The 20,797-nt window shown below is 29.6% G+C and carries 17 protein-coding genes and 1 other annotated feature; all 17 genes read right to left on the bottom strand.

Annotated elements, in window-relative coordinates; translation table 11 throughout:
* Positions 1 to 37: 37 nt before the first annotated feature.
* The gene (locus tag ACTG47_RS00560) at positions 38 to 193 is read right to left on the bottom strand and encodes a hypothetical protein (RefSeq protein WP_021382499.1); all 156 of its coding nucleotides are present in this window, start codon (positions 191 to 193) and stop codon (positions 38 to 40) included.
* 221 nt (positions 194 to 414) lie between these two features.
* The gene (gene gltX / locus ACTG47_RS00555; RefSeq protein ID WP_479925783.1) at positions 415 to 1,896 is read right to left on the bottom strand and encodes a glutamate--tRNA ligase; all 1,482 of its coding nucleotides are present in this window, start codon (positions 1,894 to 1,896) and stop codon (positions 415 to 417) included.
* A 339-nt stretch (positions 1,897 to 2,235) separates the two neighbouring features.
* Complete coding sequence (locus ACTG47_RS00550; protein ID WP_479925782.1) at positions 2,236 to 2,763, bottom strand: hypothetical protein; 528 nt, start codon at positions 2,761 to 2,763, stop codon at positions 2,236 to 2,238.
* Positions 2,764 to 3,003: 240 nt separating this feature from the next.
* On the bottom strand, positions 3,004 to 4,449 hold the full coding sequence (gene proS, locus ACTG47_RS00545; RefSeq protein WP_479925781.1) for a proline--tRNA ligase: 1,446 nt from the start codon (positions 4,447 to 4,449) through the stop codon (positions 3,004 to 3,006).
* A gap of 122 nt (positions 4,450 to 4,571) precedes the next feature.
* The gene (locus ACTG47_RS00540) at positions 4,572 to 6,287 is read right to left on the bottom strand and encodes a proline--tRNA ligase (RefSeq protein ID WP_479925780.1); all 1,716 of its coding nucleotides are present in this window, start codon (positions 6,285 to 6,287) and stop codon (positions 4,572 to 4,574) included.
* A 63-nt stretch (positions 6,288 to 6,350) separates the two neighbouring features.
* Positions 6,351 to 6,559: a binding site (T-box leader), on the bottom strand.
* 94 nt (positions 6,560 to 6,653) lie between these two features.
* Positions 6,654 to 7,139: a 2-C-methyl-D-erythritol 2,4-cyclodiphosphate synthase gene (ispF, locus tag ACTG47_RS00535; protein WP_479925779.1), complete on the bottom strand. Its 486-nt coding sequence runs from the start codon at positions 7,137 to 7,139 to the stop codon at positions 6,654 to 6,656.
* A complete protein-coding gene (gene ispD / locus ACTG47_RS00530; protein WP_479925778.1) occupies positions 7,136 to 7,849 on the bottom strand; it encodes a 2-C-methyl-D-erythritol 4-phosphate cytidylyltransferase in 714 nt (237 codons plus the stop codon). Before ispD ends, ispF begins: the two co-directional genes overlap by 4 nt.
* A gap of 276 nt (positions 7,850 to 8,125) precedes the next feature.
* Positions 8,126 to 9,058 (bottom strand): lipoate--protein ligase family protein, encoded by a 933-nt coding sequence (locus ACTG47_RS00525; protein WP_479925777.1) that lies wholly within the window; start codon positions 9,056 to 9,058, stop codon positions 8,126 to 8,128.
* Between the two features lie 178 nt (positions 9,059 to 9,236).
* Positions 9,237 to 9,887 (bottom strand): class II aldolase/adducin family protein, encoded by a 651-nt coding sequence (locus ACTG47_RS00520; protein WP_479925776.1) that lies wholly within the window; start codon positions 9,885 to 9,887, stop codon positions 9,237 to 9,239.
* Between the two features lie 329 nt (positions 9,888 to 10,216).
* On the bottom strand, positions 10,217 to 11,569 hold the full coding sequence (locus ACTG47_RS00515; RefSeq protein ID WP_479925775.1) for a PTS galactitol transporter subunit IIC: 1,353 nt from the start codon (positions 11,567 to 11,569) through the stop codon (positions 10,217 to 10,219).
* A gap of 77 nt (positions 11,570 to 11,646) precedes the next feature.
* Positions 11,647 to 11,949, bottom strand: a complete 303-nt coding sequence (locus ACTG47_RS00510; protein ID WP_169469784.1) for a PTS sugar transporter subunit IIB — start codon at positions 11,947 to 11,949, stop codon at positions 11,647 to 11,649.
* 79 nt (positions 11,950 to 12,028) lie between these two features.
* Positions 12,029 to 12,493 (bottom strand): PTS sugar transporter subunit IIA, encoded by a 465-nt coding sequence (locus tag ACTG47_RS00505; RefSeq protein ID WP_169469785.1) that lies wholly within the window; start codon positions 12,491 to 12,493, stop codon positions 12,029 to 12,031.
* Positions 12,471 to 15,419, bottom strand: coding sequence for a sigma 54-interacting transcriptional regulator (locus ACTG47_RS00500; RefSeq protein ID WP_479925774.1), 2,949 nt, complete (start codon positions 15,417 to 15,419; stop codon positions 12,471 to 12,473). The genes ACTG47_RS00505 and ACTG47_RS00500 overlap by 23 nt, the downstream gene beginning before the upstream one ends.
* A gap of 418 nt (positions 15,420 to 15,837) precedes the next feature.
* Positions 15,838 to 17,568, bottom strand: coding sequence for a dihydrolipoyl dehydrogenase (lpdA, locus tag ACTG47_RS00495; protein WP_479925773.1), 1,731 nt, complete (start codon positions 17,566 to 17,568; stop codon positions 15,838 to 15,840).
* 163 nt (positions 17,569 to 17,731) lie between these two features.
* A complete protein-coding gene (locus ACTG47_RS00490) occupies positions 17,732 to 18,778 on the bottom strand; it encodes a 2-oxo acid dehydrogenase subunit E2 (RefSeq protein WP_479925772.1) in 1,047 nt (348 codons plus the stop codon).
* A gap of 13 nt (positions 18,779 to 18,791) precedes the next feature.
* A complete protein-coding gene (locus ACTG47_RS00485) occupies positions 18,792 to 19,778 on the bottom strand; it encodes an alpha-ketoacid dehydrogenase subunit beta (protein WP_479925771.1) in 987 nt (328 codons plus the stop codon).
* 24 nt (positions 19,779 to 19,802) lie between these two features.
* Positions 19,803 to 20,765 (bottom strand): thiamine pyrophosphate-dependent dehydrogenase E1 component subunit alpha, encoded by a 963-nt coding sequence (locus tag ACTG47_RS00480; RefSeq protein ID WP_479925770.1) that lies wholly within the window; start codon positions 20,763 to 20,765, stop codon positions 19,803 to 19,805.
* Positions 20,766 to 20,797 lie beyond the last annotated feature (32 nt).

Raw genomic sequence — 20,797 nt, 5'->3', positions numbered from 1 at the left:
CTTATAAATCACATAATAACAATACCCTTGTTATTCTCTATTGCTCTTCTAAAAATATCTTTTTTTGAGAAGAACATTTTTCAAAAGTTTCTTCTGTAATCATTTTTTCATCTTTTAATTTTTCTAAAATTGTAACATATTCTAAGCATAGCTCCTTTAATTCCTTTTTAACATCATCCATATTACTATACATAGTAATTACCCCCTTAATAATTAAATCAAACTAAAATAATAGATTTCCTTCTTCTATGCTTAATATTTTTATTAGTTTATTATTCATATTTTATTTATATTTTTGCTTTGCTTTTTATATATTAAATTTATTAGCCTAAATACCTTCATTTTCTTAACTAGATATTTTCACCAAATACTAACACAAAAAAAGTCCGCTTCTAAATTAGCGGACTTTTATGACTATAATATATTATTTTTTACATAAGCTATTCTATTTAAGCAAGTTTCTTTTCCTAAAACCTCCATTACTTTTGGTAAATCTGGTCCATGCATTTGCCCTGTTAAAATTATTCTTGAGCCCATAAATAAATTTTTTCCTTTTATCTTATACTCTTTTTGAATCTCTTTAAGCATTGCTTGAACAAATTCAGCTTTTAATACTTCAGCTTTTTCTATTTTTTCTTGTAAAGCATTTATTAAAGTAGGTATGTGTTCTAACTTTAAGAATTCACTTCCTTCTTCAGTCTCTACTTCTATTTTATCTCCAAAGAATATACTTGCATGTTCAGTAACTTCTTTTACATATTGTAATTTTTCTTTAAGTACTGATATCATACCCTTTAAGAACTCATACTTACTAGTAGCTTCTTCTTCTGTTATAAATCCATCTTCTATCAAAAATGGTATTGCTAAATCTGTCAGGTATGTGTCATCACCATCTTTTATATAGTGTTGATTAACCCAGTTTAGTTTTTCAGTATCAAACACTCCACCACTTTTAGATACCCTTTCTACAGAGAATGCTTTTTCCAATTCTTCCATTGTAAACAGTTCTTGATTATCTTCTGGAGACCAACCAACTAATGCTACATAGTTTACTAAACCTTCTGGTAAATATCCTTTTTTCTTAAAGTCTTCAACTGCCACATCACCTTGTCTCTTGCTTAATTTTTTCTTTTCTTTATTAAGTATATTTGGTAAATGTACAAATACAGGAGCTTCCCACCCAAAGGCTTCATATAAATAAACATGTTTTGGAGTAGATGATACCCACTCTTCACCTCTTATTACATGTGTGATTTTCATCAAATAATCATCTACAACTACTGCGAAATGATAAGTTGGAAATCCATCTGTTTTCATTAGGACTTGGTCATCTAAATCATTAGTATTAAATTCCATATCTCCTCTAACTAAGTCTGTAAACTTAATTGTATGATTCTCTGGTAATCTTAATCTTATAACATATGGTATTCCTGCTTTTATATTTGCTTCTACTTCTTCTTTAGAAAGGTTCTTACAATGACCATCATATTTAGCTGTTTCTCCTGCTGCTCTTTGAGCATCTCTTACTTCATCTAGTCTTTCCTTTGTACAGAAACAATAATACGCCTTTCCGCTATCTAAAAGTTGTTTTATATATTCTTGGTATATATCTAATCTCTGAGATTGAATATATGGACCATATTCACCTTTTTGTACAACTTTTCCAGCATCATCTAATATAACACCCTCATCATGATTGACACCAGCCCATTTCATAGCATTAAGCATATTCTCTATAGCACCCTCTACTAATCTACTTTGGTCTGTGTCTTCTACTCTTAATATATATTCTCCGCCCATTTTTTTTGCAAATAAATAATTATATAAAGCAGTCCTTAAACTACCTATATGTACAAATCCTGTTGGACTTGGCGCAAATCTTACTCTTACATTCATTTTTACTTCCTCCTGATATTTTATTCAATATAACTATAATATTAAACTAGTACATTGTTTTGCAAGTTTATTTTTAATCTAATCTAATAATATCCTTTTTATTTAAAAATACACATGTTTATTATAGCAGAAAATCCTAGTTTTAATTTCATAAATCTTTCTTTTAATCTATTTATTTACTAAAAATTAAAATCATTTCTTACTGCCATTCATTTGTATTTATTAGTTACTTTATTGAATATCTATAGAGTAAATACGCTACAAAGTTGGTATGCACACTAATAATTTCAAAATTAAAATACAAAGTTAATTAAATTAGCAATACTTACTTTGATAAACTTACATTATTATTTGCAATATATACACTTTTCTTTCATTATTTTTAATGATTAAAAACAGTTCACTATTGTCTTCTTTTTTTAAATACAAGTACCTATCATCAATACTTATTTTTATAGGATTTTCTTTAAACACTTTCTCTACTAGTTTCTTACCATTTGAATCTTCCTTAGAATCATTTATATTCAAGACTTTATTCTCAAAATCTTTTATATTTTTCTTTATAATATTTATGTTTTTGTTATCTATAACTTCACCTATATTTAATTTTTTTATTTTATTAAATTTATTATCTGAATATCTATAGATAATGAGACTTTCTCCATCACCAAGAAAATCAGGTTCTGAAATTAATGCCTCTACTTTCTCATTAGGTGACGGTATTCTTAAATTCCAAAATTCATTTAATTTTTTAGTATCATCAGATAAACAAATTGAAATCCATATCAATATAAAGATAAGTAAAAATGTAATAATAATGGTAATAAAGATAAGACTAAATATTTTTTTACTATTTTTATTAATCATTTCAATTACTCCTTTATTTCTTAAGTATATCATATTACATATACTACCATATTAATGATATTAATTTATATAATTACCCAAATATTAGAATAGAGGCATAAATCTATTTTGATTACCTATAAAAAAATCAATTTAAAATACATTATATGATAGATATAAAAAGGAAGTAAAACTTAAAATAAAACTGGGATGAGAAGTATTAAATACTCTTCATCCCAGTTTTATTTTAAGCATCTTATTTTAGTAAGCTTTTGCCATTACTACCATATTATCTGCTTCTTTTCCACAGTATACACACTTATGACCTAAGTTTTCTTGCTCAAAAGGTAAGCATCTTATAGTTGCTCCTGTTTCTTCCTTAATCTTAGCTTCACATTCTGCATCTCCACACCACATAGTCTTTATGAATCCTGGCTTTTCTTCTAAAGCTTTTTTAAACTCGTCCATATTTTCAACTACAGATGTGTTGTCTTCTCTGTGTTTTTTTGCTTTTTCGAACATATCATTGTGTATAACATCAAATAAATCACATATAGCATCAGCTAATCCTTCTAAAGGCATAGAACTCTTTTCTAAAGTATCTCTTCTGAATATCATAGCTTGATTATTTTCTATATCTTTTGGTCCAATTTCAATTCTTACTGGAACACCTTTCATTTCCCACTCATTAAACTTCCATCCAGTTGTATAGTTATCTCTATCATCAACTTCAACAGTTACTCCCTTAGCTTTTAAATCAGCATATATTTTATCAACTGTTTCCATTACATTTCCTTTTTTGGCAGCTATAGGAACTATAACAGCTTGGATTGGAGCTACTCTTGGTGGCAATACTAGACCTCTGTTATCACTATGAGTCATTATAAGTCCACCTATAAGTCTTGTAGATGCTCCCCAAGATGTATGGTATGGATTAGCTAAATTTCCTTCTCTATCTGCAAAAGTAATTTCAAAAGCTTTTGTAAAATGTTGACCTAAGAAGTGACTTGTACCTGATTGTAATGCTTTACCATCATGCATCATAGCTTCTATAGTATATGTTCTTTCACCACCTGCAAACTTTTCACTTTCACTTTTTTGACCAGATACAACTGGCATTGCAAGTAATTCTTCACATAAAGCTTTATATATTCCTAATTGTTGTATTGTTTCTTCTTGTGCTTCTTCTGCTGTTTCATGCAATGTATGACCTTCTTGCCATAAAAACTCAGATGTTCTTAAGAAAGGTCTAGTTGATTTTTCCCATCTAACAACTGAGCACCATTGATTATAAAGATATGGTAATTCTCTATATGATTTTAACCATTTAGCATACATTGTACATATTATAGTCTCTGAAGTAGGTCTTACACATAATCTCTCTTCTAATTTTTTATTTCCTCCATGTGTTACCCATGCAACTTCTGGAGCAAAACCTTCTACGTGTTCTGCTTCTTTGTTTAATAAACTTTCTGGTATTAATAATGGGAAATAACAGTTTTTATGTCCAGTTTCTTTAAATCTTTTATCCATAAACTCTTGCATTTTTTCCCATAATGCATACCCATATGGCTTTACAACCATAAAACCTTTTACTGGTGCATAATCAACTAAATCAGTCTTAGTAATTACATCTGTATACCACTGTGGGAAATCATCTTCCATCTTTGTTATTTCTTCAACAAACTGTTTTTCATTTTTTGCCATTTCAATTACCTCCTCAATTTATTATGTTTTTATAAAAAAACACCACTTTATCTCCTTATATAGATAAAATGGCGTTTATAAAGTACAACTCTGATTATCTATACAATAGCTTTTTTAAGTTACTATCCTAATCTAACATTATTTTTGATAAACTCTGCCTTTACTTTTTCATTTATTTCTTCTATGTCAATTATTTCTTTATCTTCTTTATGTCTAAATTTAAATTCTACTTTACCTTCACTAATATTTTTACCTACTGTAATTCTCATAGGTATTCCTATTAATTCTGAATCATTAAATTTAACACCTATTCTTTCATCTCTATCATCTAATAAAACTTCTACACCCATAGCTTGTAAATCATTATATATCTTTTCAGCTATTGATACTTGTTCATCATTTTTCATATTTGCTGGAACTATCACAACATGGTATGGAGCTACTGATAAAGGCCATATTATGCCTTTTTCATCATTATGTTGTTCAATTATAGCTGCAGCTGTTCTTTCAACACCTATTCCATAACATCCCATTACTATAGGTTTTGATTTTCCATCTTTATCTATAAAGTTTGCATTCATAGATTCTGAATATTTAGTTCCTAGTTTGAATATGTGACCTACTTCAACACCTCTAGCTATTTCAAGTGGTTTTCCACATACTATACACTTGTCACCTTCTTGAACATTTCTAAAATCTCCAACTATTCCTTCAAAATCTCTTCCATAGTTAGCATTTTTTATATGATACTCAGTTTTATTAGCACCAACAACTATGTTTCTTTGTTCAACAATTTCTTTATCTATAAATACATAGTCAGCATTTATACCTATTGGTCCAGCAAATCCTACTTCTGCATTAGTTACTTTTCTCACTACATCATCTGTAGCAAGTGCAAACTCTATAACAGAACCTATAGCATTAGATACTTTAACTTCATTAACTTCTCTATCTCCTCTTACAACAACTACAACTGTTTTCCCATCTGCTTCATATACTAAAGTTTTAGCAAATTTATCTGGAGAAATCTTTAAAAATTCCTCTAATTCTTTTATTGTAGCTGCTCCTGGTGTATGAACCTCTTCCAAGTCCTTCATATCTTCTTTTTCTGATGCTACATTACAAGATTCTGCTCTTTCTACATTAGCTGCATAATCACATCCACTACAGAATACAACTTCATCTTCGCCAACTTCTGACTTAACCATAAACTCAGCTGATGTAGAGCCTCCTATAGCTCCTGAATCTGCTTGTACTGGACTATTCTCTAGCCCACATCTATCAAATATGCTTACATATGCATCAAACATATCTTGATATGATTTATCTAGACCTTCATTATCTACATCAAAACTGTAGGCATCCTTCATTGTAAAAGTCTTAGTTCTCATAACCCCAAATCTTGGTCTTCTTTCATCTCTATATTTCACTTGTATTTGATACAAATTCAATGGCAATTGTTTATATGAAGTGATTTCTTGTCTTATTATATCAGTGAATGCTTCTTCATGTGTTGGTCCAAGACAGTATTCTCTTTCTGTTCTGTCTTTCAATCTAAACATTTCTTCACCCATAGCAGTCCATCTTCCAGACTCTTTCCATAATTCAGAAGGAAGCAAGGCCGCACAAAGTATTTCTTGACAATCTTTTTTATTTAGTTCTTCTCTAATTATTTGTTCAATCTTTTTGAACACTCTTAATCCCATCGGTAATTGATTATAAACCCCTGAAGTCATTTTTTTTATCATTCCTGATCTAACCATTAATTGATGGCTTGTAATCTCAGCATCTGCTGGGATTTCTTTTAATGTTGGCATAAACATTTTAGACATTTTCATTAATAAATTCCTCCTGAATATTAATTTCTTGAAAATATAAAAAACCTCTCATCTCTATACAAGTATAGAGACGAAAGGTTCAATTTCCGCGGTACCACTCTAGTTAGCTATATACATAGCTCTCTTTTGGGAATGTAACGGTTCCTACCGTAAAGATTTTTATACCTTTAAGCTAAAAGACAGGTTCAAACATTTCCTCTTGAAAACTCTCACCAACGTTTTCTCTCTGTAAAGATTTCATAGTTTTACTATTTCTTTATCATAGCTAATTTTATATTTATATTAATTTCACTTAAATTCACATATTATAGATATTCTATATAGGCCTATTCTTTGATATCCAATAAACTTATTACTAATAATATATTAATTATTCTGACTTGTCAACAATAATAAACAAATACTTTGTGATGCTATACCCTGTTTTGCTCCTGTAAAACCAAGCCCTTCTTCTGTAGTTGCCTTTATGTTTATATTATCAATATCCGTATTTAAAACTTTTGATATGTTTTTTCTCATGCTCTCAATATATGAAGCCATCTTAGGGTTTTGAGCGATTATAGTACTATCTATATTCCCAATCTTATATCCCTTGCTTGTTATTAGATTATATACATGTTCTAATAATTTCATACTATTGGCTCCCCTATATTTTTCATCTGTATCTGGGAAATGCTTACCTATATCCCCTAAAGCTAGGGCTCCTAAAATAGAATCCATTATTGCATGTATTAATACATCTGCATCAGAATGACCTAATAAACCTTTATCATGTGGTATTTCTACTCCACCAATTATAAGTTTTCTATCTTCTGTTAATTTGTGTACATCATATCCTAATCCTATTCTCATATAATTCTCCTTCTACTATTAACTTCATCTCTTTTTTCCATATTTAATATTTGTTCTGCTATATTTAAATCTTCTGGACTAGTTATCTTTATATTTTCATAAGAACCCATAACCATGGTAACACTTTGACCTATATTTTCCACTAACATTGAATCATCAGTACCATAATAATTACTCTTATAAGCTTGTTCATAAGCATTTATTATAAGATTATATTCAAAAGTTTGAGGAGTTTGAGCTGCCCACAATAGGCTTCTCTCTGGAGTTTCTTGTACTGTTCCATCTGATACTATCTTTATAGTATCACTTACTGGTACACCTACAACTACAGCCTTTTTTTCTTTAGCCATCTTTATAGATTCATTAATTATCCTATGGTCTACAAATGGTCTTGCTCCATCATGAATAAGTACTATATCACAATTTTTATCTAATTTTTTTAAGCCATTATATATTGAATCCTGTCTTTCTTTTCCACCATATGCTATTTTTATATTTTTAAAATTATACTTATTTATTATGTTTTCTTTAAAAAAATCTTCCTCTTCTTTTTTTATACATACCACAATTTCATCTATATTTATATTTTCATAAAAAACTTGAATTGTATGAGCAATAATCTCTTTTTCTCTTAATTTTATGAACTGTTTATTTATGTCTAGGTTCATTCTCCTTCCGCTTCCTGCAGCAACAATTATAACACTATACATGGTATCACCTCGTATTTTATTTTTAACCATAATTTATTAAAACTCTTAATATTTTTTATTTTAACCATCTGATTAATTATATATTAAATTTTAAGTTGTATAAACAGTTAATATCTATTTTCCAATTAAAAACATGTATACTTAATTCGATATATATTGATTTTTCAATAGTAATGTCTCTAATTTTACAACTTTGTAATGGTTTCTAATCTTGCAAAAAATACTCAAAGCCTCCAATTTGATATAATAAGATTTTATCAAATTAGAGGCTTTATATTAAAATATTAAATTAATTAAATCTATGTATTGTGGGTAATTTTCTAAAATACTATCTTTTATTTCTTGTTTAAAAAAGTTTATATTTAGCAACTTATCCATATTAATTACATCATCTTTATAAGAAATAAAAAACTTTGACACCTTCCACTTATTAACATGTATATTGATTTTACTTTTATCATCAACTGGAAGTATTACTTGAAATTTAGGTGTTTTACTATATGTCCACTCCATCTTTTTATATTTGCCTTCTACTAGATTGTATACACTTTTAATATCATCATTGTCTAGTTCAAGTTCTTTTATATCCTTTATATTAGATTTTAAATATTTAACACAATAGTCTAAAAAGCAATCTATATCTTTTTCAAGTAAGAATTTAATATTTGTCACTTTACTTGAAACAGATTTAGTAGCATTTGATTCAGTTGATTTATTTGAATTTAGATATTTAGTTAATTTATTTAAATCTGAATCATAAAGAAGAGTCCCATGATAAAGAGAATTTTTTCTTTTTATAGACTGGGCAGAGCCTGAAATTTTTTTCCCTTTTAAAAATAAATCTTTTCTTTCTGTTATAGATATATCTAACCCTAAGGTTAAAAGCATATCTTGCATAAACTTAGTATGTTCCAAAAAATCTATTTCATGAAGTTGTCTATCTTTTTGTATGAATGACATATTGATATTCCCTAAATCATGATAAACAGTACCGCCTCCTGATATTCTTCTTAAAATAGGTATTTCTCCCTTATCAATAACATCATGATGTATTTCCTGATATGGATTTTGATTTTTACCTATAAAAATAGATTCTTCATTCCTCCATATGATTATAATATCATCATTATATTTCTCATTTAAAAATAGATATTCTTCTAATGCTAAATTAAAGTAAGGATTTGTGCTTTTGTTTAATAAGTAATACATAGAAATATAGACTCCTTTTTTATTTTATCTTATTGCTTATTTTAGACTCAGATAATTTTATATACTATTAGACTTTCTATTTTCATTTCTTAACTATTAAACTTATTATATCACTATAAAACTCCCTAATATTATAGAATATCTATATTTATACATTAATTTAAAAGTTTTGTTTACTTTATTTATCCTGACCATATACATTAAAAAATACATCTCTAGCTCTTTTAATTTCTTCGTCTGGCAATAATACTGGTGTGCCAATTGATTTCGCCAAATAATATACTTTTGCTGAATCCTCTAACATTACAGCAGCTGTAAGAGCATGCTCTACAGAAGGACCAACTGTTATTGCACCATGATTTGCTAAAAGACATGCTCTTTTGTCACCAATTGCTTCAATAACACATTTACCCATCTTCTTAGATGTTGGTGGTGAAAATTTTGCGACAGGTACTTCACCTCCTACTTCATTTGCAAGAGTTGTACTTGCACATGCTATAGGTTCATTTAAAATAGCAAAACAACTTGAGTATGTAGAGTGTGTATGTATTATGCTATTTATATCTTCTCTATGTTTATATATATATAAATGATCTGGCAAATCCACGGATGCTTTCCATTTGCCCTCTATAACATTTCCATCTATATCTACTATAACAATATCACTTGTTATAATATTTCTATAATCCATTCCACTTGGAGTAATTGCTATATATCCAGTTTCCTCATCTCTTCCACTTACATTTCCACCCGTTAATGTCACTAAATTATAGTTTAAAAGGTTTAAAGATGCCTGTAATACTTCTTTTCTCAATTTTTCCAATAACATTAGTTAAATCCTCCATCTATTATAGATACAACCTCATATATCTTAGTTGTAGCTTATATTTTAGATACTACTTTTAGTTCTATTTGAAAATTCAAAAAATTTAATATAAAATATAAATTTTCGTTTTCTTAATAGATATTTTTCTACTTTTCTTTTAAATTTTTACCTTTATATCCATTTATTTTCGAATCTTTTATTTCTAAACTCTAATGATTCTGGATATAAAGATTCCTCTAACTCAATAAGATAATTATATAATTCTACATCATTATTAAACATATTTGTTCTTATCCAATATCTACCTTTAAGAAGGCTTTCATCATTAATTTTTAGATTTCTTCAAGAGATAATTTTTTGTTTTCCTTTATTATTCTATTTCTATTGTAAATAGCCATTCCTAAAGCTATAACTCCAAAAACTACACCTCCAATAACCTTATAATTCATAATCTTTACAAATATCCAACTTAGTGGATTTGCACCATCACAAATACTTGAAATCATAGTTGCACCCTCTGGCATTTTAAAGCTAGCGTTTAAAGCCATTTGAGTAAATAGAGGTGCTAAATTAGTTGCAATTAATAACCCAAAAGTAATTATAAATATTCCTATTATTAATGTCCTAAACACATTTCCTTTTGTAATTGGAACAATTAAAACAAGTGCAAATGGAATTACTGCTAAATCTGCAAATGGTAGAACTTTATTTCCTGGCAATATAGCTGCTATAACTATAGTTAAGGGCACCAATACTAATGCAACTGATAATGTTGCAGGATGACCTATTCCTACAGCTGAATCCAAACCTATATAAATCTTCCCTCTATTTTTAAATCTCTTCTCAATAAATTCCTGTGCCGCTTCTGACACGGGTAATAAACCTTCCATTAATAGCGCTGCCATCTTTGGAATTAATATTAATACAGCTCCCATAGTTATACCCAACTGTAATACACCTTTTATGTCATATTTCGCTGCAATACCAATTATTATACCTATTATAGACCCCATTATTAAAGGTTCTCCAAACAATCCAAACTTTTTCTGTAATGTGTCAGCATTTATCTCAATCTTATTTATACCTGGTATTAAATCTAATAATTTATTTACAACTATAGCAATTGGTACAAATGCCTGTGTAAACCCATGAGGAAGAGATATACCTGGCATACCTAAATATTTTTCTATACCTGGAGCAGTTAAATCTGCCATTACCAATACAATTACCATATTTACTACTGCTGCAAATACTCCCCAACCTACACTTTGAGTAGCTCCTGCTACTAAAGCACCTGTAAAAGCAAAATGCCAATAATCCCATATGTCTACATCAACAGTCTGAGTAGTATTAGTAATTAACATAACTATATTTACTACAAGACCTATTGGAATAATTAAAGCTCCTACTGTTGATGCAAAAGCTATAGCTGATGCTGCTGGCCACCCTACATCTATTATAGATAAGTTTAATCCTAAGTTCTTAACCATCTGTTGTGTTGCTGGACCTAAGTTATCTGTCAGTAAAGCTATAATAGTATTAAGACCTATAAATCCAACTCCTACTGTTAAACCAGCTCTTAACGATTTGCCAAGTTTTGTGCCTAATATCAAACCAAAAATACATATTATTATTGGCATCATTACTTGTGCGCCTAAACTAACAATGAAATTTAATATCTCCATCTAAAGACCCTCCATTATTTAATTTTCAGTCTCTAAAACTTATAATTTTAGAGACTCTATTTTTTTTAAAGTTCAAATTATAATTCTAATTTTTCCAATACATCTTCAATTAACTTGTCCATTCCAACACCAGTTAAAAAAGGTAATCCATTTATTACAGGTGTTTTTATGCTACTAGACACTTGTGTAGTACAAATTATTAAATCATAATCAGGTGCTTTTGATGCAACTTCTACTACTTTACATTGAGTAATGTTGACCATATCCAATTTCCCAAGGTTTTGAAGTGCTTTCTTTAATTTGTTTATAGCAATTGTTGAAGTACATACTCCTGTTCCACATGCAACTAATATTTTTTTAGCCACATTATTCACCCCCATCAAAATTATTTTATTTTAAAGATATCCATAGTTAGAAATCTTCAATAACATTTTTATATTTTTAATTTCCTTTACAGTTTTAATCTTTCAGTTTAGAGTTTAATAAGTTACTCATACTTTCTTCATTCAAGTCGACAATATTATTTAGCATACTCTTATCTTGAAATATAGTCATAAGCTTTTCTAATAATTGCAATTGCTCCTTTGGCTCTTTTACTGCTAACATAAATACAACTTTTACATCAATTTCAGTATCTTCTGTACCCATCATTATAAATTTTACAGGCTTATTCAGTATACCAATCGCTATACCAGGCTCATTTACATGTACTATATCTGTATGTGGTATAGCTACTCCATATATTTCTGTTGGTAATCCTGTAGCATACTTTTTTTCTCTTGCTATAATAGCTTCTATGTAGCTTTCTTTTACATACTGTTTATCAAATAAATGTTGTCCTAAAAATTTTAATGCATCTTCATTGTTTGATACTTCAATACCTTTAAAAATTAAACTACTACTAATTATTTGCATTGACTCCATCTAATATCATCTCCCTAATAAAATCTCTATCTTTAATATTTTTTATATCTTGAAATTCATTTGTTTCTATAAATGTAAGTAGAGTATTTAATGGATTAAAACATTTTTGGTCTACAGCTAATAAGAGTATTATTTTCACTCTATTTTTACTCCATATAATAGGATTTTTTAAAATAGCTATGCTTATAGCTGGTCTAATTACATCAATTCCATCTGTATGAGGTATTGCTATTCCATCTGATAGTTCAGTTGGAAACAGGTTATCTCTTTCTACTACTTTTTTATAAAAATTTTTCGTCACATAACCTTTCTCTCTAAGTTTTTTACTCATGTACTTTAAAGCTTCTTCTTTTGATTTAACTTGCAAATCTACGAATATATCTTCTTTATGTATTAAATCGGATAGTTCATATTTTTTATTTATTTCAATAATTTGGTTCGTATCAATTAAATTATTTATTTGTTTTAATTTTGTTTTATCATTCATGTCTACTAGGCTAAAAAAAGGGGTATTTGCTATCTGTGGGTCAATTGTTCCAACTATAGCAATTACATTCTTATCATTACTTATTTGCTTTATCTCTAAATCAAGACTTGGATATTCAATCATACCTATAGGCTTTATATCTATCTTTTCGTTTATACCTTTAATATTTTCCTCTAAAATTTCTTTTATCTTACAAGCTCCCCCTAATCCAGTGATACATAATGTTAAAATAATAGATTTTCTAGAATCTAATTTTGTATTGTTATAGTTACTAGCTCTTTCCTTTACTTGTGGTTCTATACTTTTAACTTCATCTACTACTTCATCTATCGTTAAATCTGGTAAAACTGCTCTTCGTATAACTTCTATTGATAGCAAGGTATCAAACCTACATATTGTCCTTATATTAATCCCCGTATTCCCAGAGATAATATCTCCAAAATATGAAAGTGAGCCCATATCAAATAATATAATCACACCCCTACCTTCATCGATATCTTTTACTATTGTAGTAGCTTCTTCAATCATTTCTTCTGGTCTCTTTTCAAATGGCATATCTAAATGCCTTGCATGGTTAATTCCTAATAGTTTATTTGTAACTTCACATACAGATGAGGCTACTCTTCCATGAGCCATAAGAAGTACACCTATCTTTTTTTGTTCAGATAGGTCTCTTCTACTACTCATTTTAAAATATATCGCTATTATACCTATTTCTTCTTTTGGCAAATTTATATTATATTTTTCCTTTAGATGTTGAGCTACCTTTTCTGCTACAGAATATTCTAATGGATAATTTCCTATTATTTCTTTTAAATGAGCATTTGATATTACTTTACCTTCTTTTAATCTCTCAAAAGCTGCTTTTAAGTGAACTGCTAAACACAAATGTAGATTTGGCTCTAATGAAGCAAGATATTGTGATGCTATTTTGATTACTTCATAAGTAAGTTCTACAATATATTTTCCAACAATTGGACTAATGTCTGGAATATTATTACTAATGGAAACTTTTTTAACTTGTTTTATATATTTTTGAATACAACTTTCTAATTCTCCTCCAACAATTCTATTTATAACATCAAAGTCTAAACCTTGCTCCAATAAATCAATATGTCTTCTTTCAGTAAGCTTATATATTTCATCAGGAAAAGTATAGATATCTTCATTTTTCTTTTCTATCTCCTCCTGAAAACTTGAGTCTATAATTGAATCTCCATCTACATAATTTTCTATTTTATCTCTACAATTTCTAATTTTCATAAGACCTTGTTTTACATACCCAGGTACATCTGATATATTTATGATTACTTCCTCCTGTTTGCTAGTAAGTTGATTTAATAATCCTCTAGCGCAAGCTACTTGAATATCACTTCTAAGCTGACCAACATTTCCTATGCAATCATAAAGCATAAGAGCTTTTAATACATCCGATTTTATATGTATACTTGTTCCCATTCTTTGAGCTTCTATCAAGAAAAAGTTATTTATAATATCAAATCTTTCATTTAGTGGTCTTGCAACTAATTCTGGTATTTCAATTGTTACAGGTATACGCCTTTTAAAAGTATTAAGTAAATGAGAATCTATAGGTTCAGAAGTTGCTGAAATAATCATTACATCTATTTTATTTGTTAATCTCGTTTCCCCTAGTTTTCTGACCATACCTTTATCAATTAATTGAAATAGTATCTCTTGACCTTCATGAGGTAGTCTATGTATTTCGTCTATAAACAAGATTCCTCCATTTGCTTTTGATACTAGTCCTTCTTTGGTCTCATCAGCTCCTGTAAAAGCGCCTTTTACATGCCCAAATAATTGAGATAATAAAAGCTGTGGATTTTCTGAATAGTCTGCTGCATTAAAAACTATAAATGGTGCATTCTTAGGAAATCTAGATGATTCTACTGCAAATTTATACATACATTCTGCTAACTCACTTTTTCCAACACCAGTTGGCCCCATAATAATAGTATGAAGACCATGAGGTGGATAGAGTATTGCTGCTTTAGATAGTTTTATAATTGTACTTAAGCTACCACTACTTCCTATTAATTTATCAAATGCTATATCTGTATTTTCTTTATTATTGCTTATCACTTCTTTTTTATCAGCACCTTCTTTATCATTCTTTAAGTCATCAGAATCTTGAATCTCTTTTAAATACTGTATAACTGTAAATCTTGATACTGTAAATCCAATGCTATTTAATCTTCTTGTTATGTCATTTTTATTTATAGTTTTTTCTTCTTTTAAAATATCTTTTATAGCTTTAATCAAAACGATTTTTCTTCTTTGTCTTGAATCCTCTATTTTTAACTCATTTCTTAAACATGTAACATCTTCTCTTCGAACATTTAACATGTTTGAAATAGCTTCATCTGTTAAAGGATTTTTCTTATCCTCATTTTCAATTAGTGTTTTTATTCTTTGCCTCATTTATAGTTGTTCCCTCCTTATTATTTATATAGCAACTTATATGCCATATATTGTTTTTTTTGTGCTTATTATTATTGCATAAAACCACAACATTTAAATCAAGCTATTCTTTTATTGAAATATTAAGAAAATTTCTTCAGATATTTTACAAATAATACTTTAAAAAAAACAAAAAAATCTTTTTTTCTAATTTCAAGTAAAATCAGTCCAAAATGGCACTGTTATTTTATATTACTATCTTTTTTGTACAACAAAAACTACAAATACTCCATTTCTGTATTTTTCCATAAAAAATACTCCTTCTTGTACAAATATATACATTTATACAAGAAAGAGTATGGCTAAATAAGTATTTTAATATTTTATAAAACAAATTTATATTAATAATAAACTTCCATTAATAATTTATTTTTCTAATTTATTTTTTAGGTAAATGTAAACATTCTCCATTTACATCTGCCAAAGCTTCCATCAAAGCTTCTGAAGTACATGGATGACCAAATATCAACTCACTAGCTTCATCAGCAGGTATTTCTAATGCCTTAAATGATGCTGCATGATTTATAAGTTCTGCTACACCACACCCAAACATGTGCACACCTAAAATTTCTCCATATTTAGTATCTGCTATCACTTTTACATATCCTTGCTCTTGTCCAGAAGCTAAAGCTCTTCCATTTCCAGCAAAGTTAAATTTACCTACCTTTACATTATATTTTTTTCTGGCATCCTCCTCTGTAAGTCCAACTGATGCTACTTCTGGAATTGTATAAACACAACTAGGTAATGCACTTAAATCTACTTCTTCATTCATACCTAAAGCGTTTGAAGCTGCTACCTCTCCCATTTTAAAGGCTGCATGAGCTAACATTACACCTCCTGTAACATCACCTACTGCATATATACCTGGTATACTTGTTTCCATCTTACTATTTACAGATATAGAACCTTTATCTATTTTAATGTCTAAGTCCTCTATTCCAGAAAGATTAGCCTGTCTTCCTATAGCATATAGGCATAAATCTGCTTTTATTGTCTCCTCACCCTCAATGCAAACTAATATTTTATTGCCTTCTTCTTTAAACTCAGAGACTTTCTTTTTAGTTAATATATTTATACCTTTTTTACCAAGAGAATAGTTCAAAGATTCGCTCAATTCTTTGTCCATTCTTGGGATTACTCTATCTTCCATTTCTACAATAGTTACTTTAGAACCCCTTGAATTAAATATTTCTGCAAATTCGCAACCTATCACTCCACCACCGATTATTACTAATTCTTCTGGTACTGTTTCTAAATCTAGGGCTTCTGTGCTAGTTATTATCAAATTTGATTCTATTCCTTTTATAGGCAATACCCTTACTTTAGAACCTGTTGCAATTATTATATTTTCTGTATATAAAACTTTTCCATCAGATAATATTACTTTATGTTCTTCTTTAACACTAGCTTTAAGATTAAATACCTCTATATCTCTACTTTTTAATAGACCACCAACACCAGCAGTAAGTTTTTTGACTACTCTATTTTTATATTTTATTGCTTTCTTGATGTCCTGTTCTTTATCTACAGTCACTTTTACGCCTCTTTTAGATAGCTGGTCAATCTCCTCTAATATTTCTGCTGTTTTTATATAGGTTTTTGTAGGAATACAACCTCTATTTAAACAAGTTCCTCCTAATACATTTTCTTCAACTAATGCAACTTTTCCGCCTAATAGAGCTGCTTTTAATGCTGATAAATAACCTCCAGGACCTCCTCCAATTACCACTACATCATAATCATGATTGCATTCTTTTTTATTTACTTTTACTTCTTTATCCTCTTTGCCTTGGCTTTCTTCAATAACATCTTCTTTTGGTACATCTCCAGATAAATATTGGGCTTTTATTTCTTCTTGATTTTCACCTTTTTCTGCTATTACACCTATTACTGTAAATACTGGTAATACTTCACCTTCTTCTTTATGTATGATTACAGCCAGCGTACCTTCTCCCTCGGACTCTATCTCCATATTTACTTTATCTGTTGTTATTTCTAATATAGGCTCTCCAATTTTTACTTCTTCGCCTTCTTGTTTTAGCCAAGATACTATGGTACCTTCTTCCATAGCTACTCCGGCTTTTGGCATTATAACTTCTACTGACATAGGCTCTCCTCCTATTTATTTTCATATATTTTCATTAATCAATTCATGTTCATATAATTTACTTTATAAGTAATGCTCAATATATAAAGGCTTTAAATTTACCTAAATAATTATAACTATGTAATCTATTCAAACTATTATATCAGTAACGAAATATCAAAACCTATACAAGCATTGATAAAGGATTTTCTAACAATTCTTTTAAATCTTTTAAGAATTTTGCTGCTACTGTTCCATCTATTACTCTATGGTCTGATGTCAATGATAAGTTCATTATAGGTTTTATTTTAGCTTCCCCATTTACTGGAACAAACTTATCTTGTGTAGCACCTACCCCTAATATTGCACTTGAAGGCATATTTATTATAGGTGTGAACGTAGTTATCCCATACATTCCGACATTACTTATAGTAAATGTATTACCTTCTTGGTCCGCTGGTAGAAGTTTGCCTGTTTTTACTTTTTCAGCAAGTTCTTTACTTTCTTTTGCTATTTCTTTTAAAGATTTCTTATTTACATGTTTTACTACTGGGACATATAGACCTTCATCTAGCCCGACTGCAATGGCTATATTTATATCTTTGTATCTAAATATTCCGTCATCTGTCCATGCGGAATTTAAAGCTTGATGCTTTGGAAGTATTCTAGACACAGCCATTACTATTAAATCTGTCATAGTCAATTTTACTCCAACTGATTCTTTTACTGTATCTATTAACTTTGCTCTGAGTGATTTCAATTCTGTAGCATCTACCTCTATATTAAATGTAAATACAGGAGCACTGAAGTAACTTTCTGACATTCGTTTTGCTACAGTAGCTCTCATTGGATTTGGTTTTTCAAACTCCCCTTCTACTGTATTAAACATACTTGAATTTTCACTTTTCGTATTTACCTCTTTTGTATCATTAGCTTTAGATATATTAGTTGATACAATAGTCTCTTGCGTATTTACGCTTTCCACATCATACTTTCTTATTTTTCCATTATATCCAGTACCTACAATAGTTTCTAAATCTATATTTAAATCTTCTGCTATTCTTTTAGCTAAAGGAGTAGTATTTGCCTTGTTATCTTTTAAGTAATTTAACACATCAACTAAATGAATTCTTCCATTTTCTCCACTTCCAATCAGCTTATCTAGTTTTATATTGTCTTTTCTAGCTTGGTTTCTAGCTGCTGGTGTGGCCTTTACTTTATTTGCCACCATATCGATACCTCCCTTATCTAACAATTAAAGATTTTATTGCTTCTTCTATTTCATCAATTCTTGGGACAACTGCTTTTTCTAACTCTGGATTATATGGTATTGGCACATCTTTTCCGCATATTCTTCTTACTGGTGCATCTAAATAATCAAATGATTCACTTTCTGTTATTAAGGCTGATATTTCTCCACCTAGTCCACCAGTCTTAGCCGCTTCATGGCAAATTAAAGCTCTTCCAGTTTTACATACACTTTTTACTATAGTCTCCTTATCTAATGGATATAATGTTCTTAAATCTATAATTTCCACATTTATATCTTCTTTTGATAATGCCTCAGCAGCTTCCTCAACACTTTGTAACATCCTTCCGTAGGTGATTACTGTAACATCTGTGCCCTCTCTTTTAATATCTGCCTTTCCAATTTCAATTACATAATCACCTTCTGGTACAATACCTTTCTTTCTATATAACAATTTATTCTCAACAAAAATGACTGGGTTATTATCTCTTATAGCAGCTTTTAATAAACCTTTAGCATCTGCTGCTGTAGAAGGTGCAACTACTTTTACTCCTGGAACATGGCAAAACCAAGCTTCTAAACTTTGTGAATGTTGTTCCGCTGAACCAGTTCCAGAGCCACCAGGACATCTAACAACCATTGGAACTTGTGCTTTTCCACCAAACATATATCTCATTTTTGCTGCTTGATTTACAATTGCATCCATAGAGATTGTAACAAAGTCCATAAACATTACTTCCATAATAGGTCTTAGGCCAGTTGCTGCTGCACCTGCTGCTGCACCTGCTATGGCTGCTTCTGATATAGGAGTATCCCTTACTCTTTCTGGGCCAAATTCATCTATCATTCCAACTGATACACCAAATGCTCCTCCATATATCCCTATATCTTCCCCCATAAATATTACATTTTCATCTCTTCTCATTTCTTCTGACATTGCTTCCTTTATCGCTTGTGCATATGTTAGTTCTCTTGTACTCATTTTTATTTTCCTCCTTTACCATTTTTAGTCTGCATATACATCCTCTAATAAAGACTCTATCTTTGGATTTGGACTATTTTGAGCAAATTCCACTGCCTCTTCTATTGATTGTTTTGCAAGCTCTTGAATTTTATCTAATTCATTTTCATTAGAGATATTATTTTCGATAAGATAATTTCTTAAAAATTCAATAGGGTCCTTTGCTTTCCATGATTCTATTTCTTCTTTCGTTCTGTATACATTTGCATCTGATTTTGAGTGACCTAACCATCTATAAGTTCTACTTTCAATCAATACAGGACCTTCTCCTCTTCTACATTTCTCAGCAGCTTTTTGTACTGTCTCATATACTTCTATTGGATTATATCCATCTATTGATATTCCCTCTATTCCATAAGAAGCGGCTCTAGTGGCAATACTTTCTATATTCATATGGCGTTTTATACTTGTTGACATCCCGTATAAGTTGTTCTCACAGTAGAATATTATTGGCAACTTCCATATTGAAGATAAGTTTATCCCTTCATGAAAAGTACCTTCATTTGATGCTCCATCACCAAAACTACATAAGACTATTTTGCCTGTTTTTTTATATTGTTGTGTAAGTGCAGCTCCTGGAGCTATTGTAAGACCTCCACCTACAACTCCATTTGCTCCTAAATTACCTGACTCAATATCTGCTATATGCATTGAGCCCCCTTTTCCCTTACAAAATCCAGTTTCTTTACCCATAAGCTCAGCCATCATTTTGTTTAGGTCTATTCCCATACCTATAAATTGGCTATGTCCTCTATGAGTTAATGATACTAAATCTCCTTTTTCTAATGCCATTACAGCTGCTACACTTGAAGCTTCCTGACCTACAGATAAATGAGTTGTTCCATGTACCATACCTCTTGCAAAAAACCAACTAACCTTTTCTTCAAATTTTCTAGCCTGATTCATTCTTTTATACATTTCAAGCAATGTTTCCTTTGATATTGACATATACATTCCCTCCTATTAACTTTTATCTATTA

It is taken from the genome of Clostridioides sp. LIBA-6622 (assembly GCF_056716095.1).
The sequence above is the reverse complement of the archived record's forward strand: the minus strand, read 5'-3'. Positions and strand labels throughout refer to the sequence as shown.

Excerpts from the sequence above, each read along its gene's own strand:
- ACTG47_RS00560 (WP_021382499.1), bottom strand. The coding sequence starts at position 193 with ATGTATAGTAATATGGATGATGTTAAAAAGGAATTAAAGGAGCTATGC.
- ACTG47_RS00550 (WP_479925782.1), bottom strand. The coding sequence starts at position 2,763 with ATGATTAATAAAAATAGTAAAAAAATATTTAGTCTTATCTTTATTACC.
- ACTG47_RS00510 (WP_169469784.1), bottom strand. The coding sequence starts at position 11,949 with ATGGGGGTGAATAATGTGGCTAAAAAAATATTAGTTGCATGTGGAACA.
- ispF (WP_479925779.1), bottom strand. The coding sequence starts at position 7,139 with ATGAGAATAGGATTAGGATATGATGTACACAAATTAACAGAAGATAGA.
- ACTG47_RS00505 (WP_169469785.1), bottom strand. The coding sequence starts at position 12,493 with ATGGAGTCAATGCAAATAATTAGTAGTAGTTTAATTTTTAAAGGTATT.
- ACTG47_RS00480 (WP_479925770.1), bottom strand. The coding sequence starts at position 20,765 with ATGTCAATATCAAAGGAAACATTGCTTGAAATGTATAAAAGAATGAAT.
- ACTG47_RS00485 (WP_479925771.1), bottom strand. The coding sequence starts at position 19,778 with ATGAGTACAAGAGAACTAACATATGCACAAGCGATAAAGGAAGCAATG.
- ACTG47_RS00540 (WP_479925780.1), bottom strand. The coding sequence starts at position 6,287 with ATGAAAATGTCTAAAATGTTTATGCCAACATTAAAAGAAATCCCAGCA.
- gltX (WP_479925783.1), bottom strand. The coding sequence starts at position 1,896 with ATGAATGTAAGAGTAAGATTTGCGCCAAGTCCAACAGGATTTGTACAT.
- lpdA (WP_479925773.1), bottom strand. The coding sequence starts at position 17,568 with ATGTCAGTAGAAGTTATAATGCCAAAAGCCGGAGTAGCTATGGAAGAA.
- proS (WP_479925781.1), bottom strand. The coding sequence starts at position 4,449 with ATGGCAAAAAATGAAAAACAGTTTGTTGAAGAAATAACAAAGATGGAA.
- ispD (WP_479925778.1), bottom strand. The coding sequence starts at position 7,849 with ATGTATAGTGTTATAATTGTTGCTGCAGGAAGCGGAAGGAGAATGAAC.
- ACTG47_RS00515 (WP_479925775.1), bottom strand. The coding sequence starts at position 11,569 with ATGGAGATATTAAATTTCATTGTTAGTTTAGGCGCACAAGTAATGATG.
- ACTG47_RS00490 (WP_479925772.1), bottom strand. The coding sequence starts at position 18,778 with ATGGTGGCAAATAAAGTAAAGGCCACACCAGCAGCTAGAAACCAAGCT.
- ACTG47_RS00525 (WP_479925777.1), bottom strand. The coding sequence starts at position 9,058 with ATGTATTACTTATTAAACAAAAGCACAAATCCTTACTTTAATTTAGCA.
- ACTG47_RS00520 (WP_479925776.1), bottom strand. The coding sequence starts at position 9,887 with ATGTTATTGGAAAAATTGAGAAAAGAAGTATTACAGGCATCTTTAAAC.
- ACTG47_RS00500 (WP_479925774.1), bottom strand. The coding sequence starts at position 15,419 with ATGAGGCAAAGAATAAAAACACTAATTGAAAATGAGGATAAGAAAAAT.